Annotated in this window: 1 protein-coding gene and 1 pseudogene; both read right to left on the reverse strand. The window is 60.5% G+C overall.

From position 1 onward, the window contains the following. Window positions 1-377: PaaI family thioesterase (locus ACR0DO_RS19580; protein WP_480561118.1), on the reverse strand; the 377-nt coding region annotated here is incomplete at its 3' end. 2 nt (window positions 378-379) lie between these two features. Beyond that, a pseudogene (locus tag ACR0DO_RS19585) lies at window positions 380-542 on the reverse strand (pimeloyl-CoA dehydrogenase small subunit); the annotation flags it as partial.

Genomic DNA, 542 nt, shown 5'->3' on the forward strand with positions numbered 1-542 from the left:
GTCGAAGTCGCGATCAGCGCGTCCGCATCGTCGCGCAATTCGCAATCGACGAACTTGGTCTTACGGCCGCCACCCGCCACCCGCCCCACAGCGCGCAACCGCCCCGAGGCCACTGCGGACACGTAGTTGATCGTCAGCGTCATGGTCAAAGCAGGCATCACCGAGTCGGGGTTTTCGGACAGGCTGGCCGTTAACCCGCCGGCCGTGTCCAGCATCGTTGCCGTTATGCCCCCATGAATGGTCCCGCTTGGGTTCCGGTGCAGATCGTCCATCTCCAACACACAAAAGGCCTGTTGGGTTTCGCGGTTGAACCCCACAGAATAGCCCAGCGTTTGCGCCAGTTTCAGCGGCCAGCGTTTCAATTCGGTATCTGTCATGACTAGCCCGCCCCGAACGCAATGAACCGCATCAGGTGATGATCCACGTCACCGAACTGATGGTCGATCATGGTCAGCCGACGCGCATAGTGAGACAGGGCATATTCATCGGTCATCCCGATCCCGCCATGCATCTGAATGCACTCCTCCGCGACCAGGGCTGCC

It is taken from the genome of Ruegeria sp. AM9, from assembly GCF_056540565.1.